This window comes from Microbacterium sp. B24 (genome assembly GCF_000333415.1).
In the GTDB taxonomy this organism is placed as follows: Bacteria; Actinomycetota; Actinomycetes; order Actinomycetales; family Microbacteriaceae; genus Microbacterium.
Genome location: NZ_BADB01000242.1, coordinates 1 through 6,089 on the forward strand (window position 1 = coordinate 1; position 6,089 = coordinate 6,089).

Here is a 6,089-nt window from a genome sequence, read left to right on the forward strand (position 1 = left end):
GCGCGCTGCGCTTCGCCCGCGAGCAGGGCATTCCCACGCTCGGCATCTGCCTGGGACTGCAGTGCATGGTCATCGAGTACGCGCGCAACGTCGCCGGTATCGAGGGGGCGTCGTCCAGTGAGTTCGATCCCGACACCACGCACCCGGTGATCGCGACGATGGCCGAGCAGGTCGACATCATCGACCACGGCGACATGGGCGGCACGATGCGGCTCGGGCTCTACGAGGCCGAGCTGGCCGAGGGGTCGCTGGCGGCGGAGGTCTACGGCGCCGAGCGCGCCAGCGAGCGTCACCGCCACCGCTACGAGGTCAACAACCGCTACCGCGATCAGATCGCCGACGCCGGCATGTGGTTCTCGGGGCTGTCGCCCGACCATGGGCTCGTCGAGTACGTCGAGCTGCCGCGCGAGGTGCACCCGTACTACATCGCCACGCAGGCCCACCCCGAACTGCGTTCGCGGCCGACCGAGGCGAACCCGCTGTTCCGCGGTCTCATCGCGGCGGCACTGGAGCGGCACCGCTCCAGCGAGCTCTTCGAGGTGGAGGGTGACTGATCCGAGCGGTGCAGAGCCGCTGGCCGACGAGGCAGTTGACGTCGAGGTCGTCCGCAGTGAGACGCCGTTCGTCGGTCGGGTATGGAACATCCGTCGCGACGAACTCGCCTACAACGGGACCTCCATCGTTCGCGAGTACATGGATCACACCGGCGCGGTGGCGGTGTTCGCGCTCGACGAGAACGATCGGGTGCTGCTCATCAAGCAGTACCGTCACCCCGTGCGACTGCGCGACTGGGAGATCCCGGCGGGGCTGCTCGACATCGGAGGGGAGTCGCCGCTCGTGGCGGCCCAGCGTGAGCTCGCCGAGGAGGCGGACCTGGTCGCAGCATCCTGGCACGTGCTGGGGGAGTTCATGACCTCGCCCGGCGGCAGCGACGAGACCATCCGCATCTACCTCGCGCGCGACCTGCGTGCGGCGGACGAGACGTTCGCGCGGGAGGCGGAGGAGGCCGACATCGAGGTGCGGTGGGTGCCTCTGGACGAGGTCGTCGACGCCGTGCTCGCGCGCCGCGTGCAGAATCCGTCTCTGGTCGTCGGCACGCTCGCCGCCCACGCGTCGCGTGCGCGGGACTGGGCGACGCTGGCTCCGGGCGACGCCCCCTGGCCGCGGCGGTCGCGGCGCATCGGCGAGGACGGATCCGGCCTCGCGCGATGACGCGTGTCGATGAGCGTTCCCCGCGGCCGGTGATGCGGTGAGGCTCGAGCGTGCGGTCGACGCGTACCTGCGTCACATCACGATCGAGCGCGGGCTCTCCGAGCACACGATCGCGGCCTACCGCCGTGACCTCGAAGGCTATCGCGAGTGGCTTGCGGCCGCCGGCGTCGAGGACACGTCGGCGATCACTCCGGCGCTCGTCGCGCAGTTCGCCGCCGATCGCGCCGCTGCTGATCCACCGTCCGCGGCGACGTCTCTGGCGCGGTTGCAGTCGTCGGTGCGCGGCTTGCACCGCTTCCTCGTGCGGGAGGGCATCGAGACGTCGGACGCGAGCGATCGCCTGACCCCGCCGAAGACCCCCCAGCGCCTGCCGAAGGCGTTGACGATCGATCAGATCGGCGCGCTCCTGGATGCCGCGGGCCCCGCACCCGGCGCCGCGACCGAGACCGATGTGATCCGACTTCGCGACCGCGCCCTGCTCGAACTGCTCTACGCCACCGGCGCGCGCGTCTCGGAAGTGATGCAGCTCGACGTCGATGACATCGCCGGCGACGCCGACCTGCTGCGCGTACGCGGAAAGGGACAGAAGGAGCGCATCGTGCCGGTCGGCTCGTACGCTCGGGCCGCCGTCGACGCCTATCTGGCGCGCTCGCGCCCGGAACTCTCACGCCGCGGGCACGCGACCCCCCGACTGTTCCTCGGCGCGCGCGGGGCGCCGCTGTCGCGCCAGAGTGCGTGGCTGATCATTCAGGCGGCGGCCGAGCGGGCGGGCCTGCGCGCGCACGTGTCGCCGCACACCTTCCGGCACTCGTTCGCGACGCACCTCCTTCAGGGCGGGGCCGATGTGCGCGTCGTGCAGGAACTGCTCGGTCACGCATCGGTGGCGACGACGCAGATCTACACGCACGTGACCGTCGACGCCCTGCGCGACGTGTACCTCACGTCGCACCCGCGGGCGCGCTGAGCCGCGCGCGGGTGTCGGCTCCCGCCGCCTCGGCCGTATAAATACGGCGCATCGAGACGACGCGACGACCGACGGCGAGAGACGATGGCGCCATGATCGTTGCGCCTTCCGCCCCCGCGACCACCGCCGCGACGCCCTCTCTCCACCGTCCGGGGCGCGGCCTCGCGATCTGGTGGATCGTCGCCGGAGCGGTCGGCGGCATCGTCGCGTTTCTGCTGTACCTGGAGTACATCGGTCAACTGACCGGCGGCACGCCGCTGATCAGCTGCAGCATCAGCCCGATCGTGACGTGCGGGCCGAACCTGCTGTCGCCGGGTGGCAACCTGCTGGGATTCAGCAACGCGATCATCGGCATCATGCTGTTCTTCGGGCCGGTCTACGCCGGTGTCTCGGCCCTCGCCGCGCCCGGAGGGCTGCGTACGTGGTTCTGGCGCGTGTACGCGATCTTCGTCGCCGGCGCGTTCGTGTTCGTGCACGTGCTCGCCTACCGCAGTGTCTTCGAGTACGGCTCGCTGTGCCCCTGGTGCATGGTCATCTGGCTCGCGACGATCCCGCTGTTCTGGACGGTGCTGGGGTGGACCCTGGCCGACGGCGTCTGGGGCAGTGCGGCCGGCGTGCGGCGCATCGGCGTCGCCGTGCTGTCGTGGCTTCCCCTGGTCGTCGTGCTGGACTACCTCGTGATCGCGGTGGCGGCCCAGGTGCGGCTGGACGTCATCGGCAGTCTCATCTGAACCTCGGCGGCGTTCGGATCTTTCACGGCCGGAGCCCCGACGCGGACCCGAGAGGTCCGACCACAATGGCGGAATGGATGCCGCGCGCCGACCGACCCGACGAGGCCTGTTCGGCCGGCATGTCGACCGCGCGTCCGGCGCGCCGACGGCCGCAGCCGGCGGCCGACCGGGCTTCGAGTATCTGAGTGCCGACGAGGTCTACCTCGACTCCGCCTGCCAGACGCTGCGACCGCAGCCGGTGATCGACGCCGTCCAGGACTACTACCAGCGCCTCTACGCCTGCGGTGGGCGTGTGCGCTACGACGCGGGGCGCCGGGTGGATGCCGAAGTGGCGCGGGTCCGAGAGCGGGTCCTGGCCACCCTGGGGGTGTCTCCTCGCCACTACTCGTGCGCCTTCACACTGAACACGACGTACGGACTCAACCTGCTGCTGTCGGCGCTGCCGCCCGGGCGCTTCGCGCGCATCGTCACGACCGTCACCGAGCACAACGCCGTGTTCCTCTCGACGATCGCGGCCGCGCGGCGTGCCGGCATCCCACGCGTCGTCGTGGAGCGAGACGACGACGCCCGCGTGCTCGTCGATCCCGAGGCGGTGCGGAACGCCGTCGTGGTCGTGTCGGCGATGGACAACGTGATCGGTGCCGTGACGCCGGACCTTCGCGAGCTCATCGCGAGCGTGCACCGCGTGGGCGGCATCGTGATCGTCGACGCGGCTCAGGCTGCGGGTCACGCGCTGGACGCTCTTCGCGGTCTCGACGCCGACGCGATCTGCTTCTCGGCGCACAAGATGTACGGCCCCTCGCTCGGTGTGGTCGTCGCCACCCGTGAGCTGCTGCTCTCACTCGATCCCGTTCTGGTGGGCGGCGGCCAGGTCAGTGCCGTCACCGCCGACGACTTCGCTCTGCTGCCCGACCCCCACACGCGGCTCGAACCGGGTCTGCAGGCATGGGCGGAGATCATCGGGTTCGGGGCTGCGTTGGACTGGCTCGGCGACGTCCGCGGCGCCGGCGGCGAGACACTGTCCGCGTACGAAGCCCGACTGGGCGCGCGACTTCACGACGGCCTCGCCGCGCTGCCGCGTCTGCAGATGATCGGTGCGGCGTCGCCGGTGGTCTCGGTGCTGCCCGAGCGCGTCGACGGGCACCGGCTCGCCGCCTTCCTCGCGCGCGCCGGCATCGCCGTCCGCAGCGGCGCGTTCTGTGCGCACTACTGGATTCTCGAGCGCCGCGGCCTCGGCCCGCTCGTGCGCTTCAGCGTGGGCGCCCACAACACCGACGCGGACATCGACCGCACGCTCGAGGTCATGACCGCGATGATGAAGGGACTGTGACATGGTCTGCATCGTCGCGTTCATCGTCGTGCTGGTGCTCTCCGCCGTGTCGGCGAAGTACCGCAAGCTCCTCGGCACGGCGTGGGGCTGCGCGTGGCGCCGGGTGACCATGCGTCCGTGCGACACGACGTTCCGCGACGACGTCAAGAACTCGCTGCTGTCGCCTCTGGCGCTGCGGGCGCCGCGACTGGTGCGTCCGGCCAGCATCGCGATCGAGGTGGTCGCGTGGCTCATGGTGCTGAGCCTCGTCGTCAGCCTCTATCTCGTCGGGCGCAGCGGCCTGAACCTCTTCGTCTACGGCACCTGCGACAAGCAGAACGCGCAGGCCTGCTCGCTGGCCGCACAGGCGTGCTCGATCGACGCCGGCCAGCCCGGCTTCTGGGAGTCGATCGGAGAGGGCGACGTCTTCGGCGCTTTCGGACGCGAGTTCGCGTCGGTGGGCGACACGATCGCGACGATTCCGAGTCGACTGCGCACCTGGGATGCCGCGGACTTCGCCTCCGCCGATGCCACCTATCTCGGCGGGTACACCGCCGGGCGTCCCACGGCGCTGGAGGTTCTCGATCCCGGATGCCGCTACTGCGCGCAGTTGTTCCGCAACATGCGCGACGCCGGCTTCGACGGCACACACAACGTGACCTACGTCGCGTATCCGATCCGCGGCGGCTTCGGTGACAAGTTCGCCAACTCGCAGCTGGTCGCCACCTATCTCGCCGCGACCCGCGCGTTCGAGGCCGAACGCGGGGCCGCGGGCGCGTCGAACGCCGCTGCCGCACAGACCGGGGACTGGTACATCCTCGAGCAGCTGTTCACGACGCAGGCGTCCGACGGCACCACGACCCAGGAATGGATGAACGCCGCGAGCGCCGCCGACGCGACCCAGCGACTGCAGCAGTGGCTGACCGACGACGGCTACACCGCGGACGATGTCGCACGGATCGTCGCCCTCACCGGATCGCCGGAGGTCGCGGCATCCCTCCAGCACGCACGCGACGTCGTCGAGAACGAGATCCGGACCGTATCGATCCCGTCGCTGATCGCCGGTGGAGGGCTTCACGCCGGGCTCGTCGACGTCGACACCCTGCGGGGCCTCGGCTGAGCCGCCGCCACCCTGTGCGAGAATCGAGGAACACGGCGGCGCAGGTCCGTCCGGCCCTGGGAAGGGCATCAGGAAGCAGGAGTGTCGGTGGCGGATAAGACGCGGGGGACGAAGAAGGCCCTCTCGGAGGACGTGCCCATCGGTCCCACCGGTCGGCCGTACCAGGGCTTCCCGACCCCGCCGCCGCTGTCGGCGCACGGCCCCGCGCGCATCATCGCCCTGTGCAACCAGAAGGGCGGCGTCGGCAAGACGACGACCACGATCAACCTGGCCGCCTCGCTCGCCCAGTACGGACGTCGCGTGCTCGCCATCGACTTCGACCCCCAGGGTGCGCTGTCGGCGGGCCTGGGCATCCAGACCCACGACATCCCCACGATCTACGACCTGCTCCTGGACACGAAGCGCGATCCGCACGAGACGATCGTGCACACCTCGGTCGAAGGCCTCGACGTCATTCCGGCGAACATCGACCTGTCGGCCGCGGAGGTGCACCTCGTCAACGAGGTCGCCCGTGAGACGATCCTCGCCCGCGTGCTGCGCAAGGTCGCGGGGGAGTACGACGTCATCCTCATCGACTGCCAGCCCTCCCTGGGTCTGCTGACGGTCAACGCGCTCACGGCGAGCCACGGTGTGCTCATCCCGCTGGAGTGCGAGTTCTTCGCCCTGCGCGGGGTCGCCCTGCTCATCGAGACGATCGATAAGGTGCGCGACCGGCTCAACCCGGCGATCGAGCTGGACGGGTGCTCGCGACGA

7 protein-coding genes are annotated in these 6,089 nt (G+C 70.3%); all 7 read left to right on the top strand.

What is annotated here, in order from left to right; translation table 11 throughout:
- Positions 1-554 (top strand): glutamine amidotransferase-related protein (locus I5I_RS06550; protein WP_036317855.1); only part of this gene is annotated, 554 nt, incomplete at its 5' end.
- Complete coding sequence (locus I5I_RS06555) at positions 547-1,212, top strand: NUDIX domain-containing protein (RefSeq protein WP_036317856.1); 666 nt, start codon at positions 547-549, stop codon at positions 1,210-1,212. The genes I5I_RS06550 and I5I_RS06555, both read left to right, overlap by 8 nt.
- Positions 1,213-1,249: 37 nt before the next feature.
- On the top strand, positions 1,250-2,176 hold the full coding sequence (gene xerD / locus I5I_RS06560; RefSeq protein ID WP_036317858.1) for a site-specific tyrosine recombinase XerD: 927 nt from the start codon (positions 1,250-1,252) through the stop codon (positions 2,174-2,176).
- A gap of 92 nt (positions 2,177-2,268) precedes the next feature.
- Entirely contained in the window at positions 2,269-2,907 is a 639-nt protein-coding gene (locus I5I_RS06565) for a vitamin K epoxide reductase family protein (protein WP_036317860.1), read from the top strand.
- A 73-nt stretch (positions 2,908-2,980) separates the two neighbouring features.
- Positions 2,981-4,237: an aminotransferase class V-fold PLP-dependent enzyme gene (locus tag I5I_RS06570; protein ID WP_036317862.1), complete on the top strand. Its 1,257-nt coding sequence runs from the start codon at positions 2,981-2,983 to the stop codon at positions 4,235-4,237.
- 1 nt (position 4,238) lies between these two features.
- On the top strand, positions 4,239-5,336 hold the full coding sequence (locus tag I5I_RS06575; RefSeq protein WP_036317863.1) for a hypothetical protein: 1,098 nt from the start codon (positions 4,239-4,241) through the stop codon (positions 5,334-5,336).
- 87 nt (positions 5,337-5,423) lie between these two features.
- Positions 5,424-6,089 (top strand): ParA family protein (locus tag I5I_RS06580; RefSeq protein WP_036317865.1); only part of this gene is annotated, 666 nt, incomplete at its 3' end.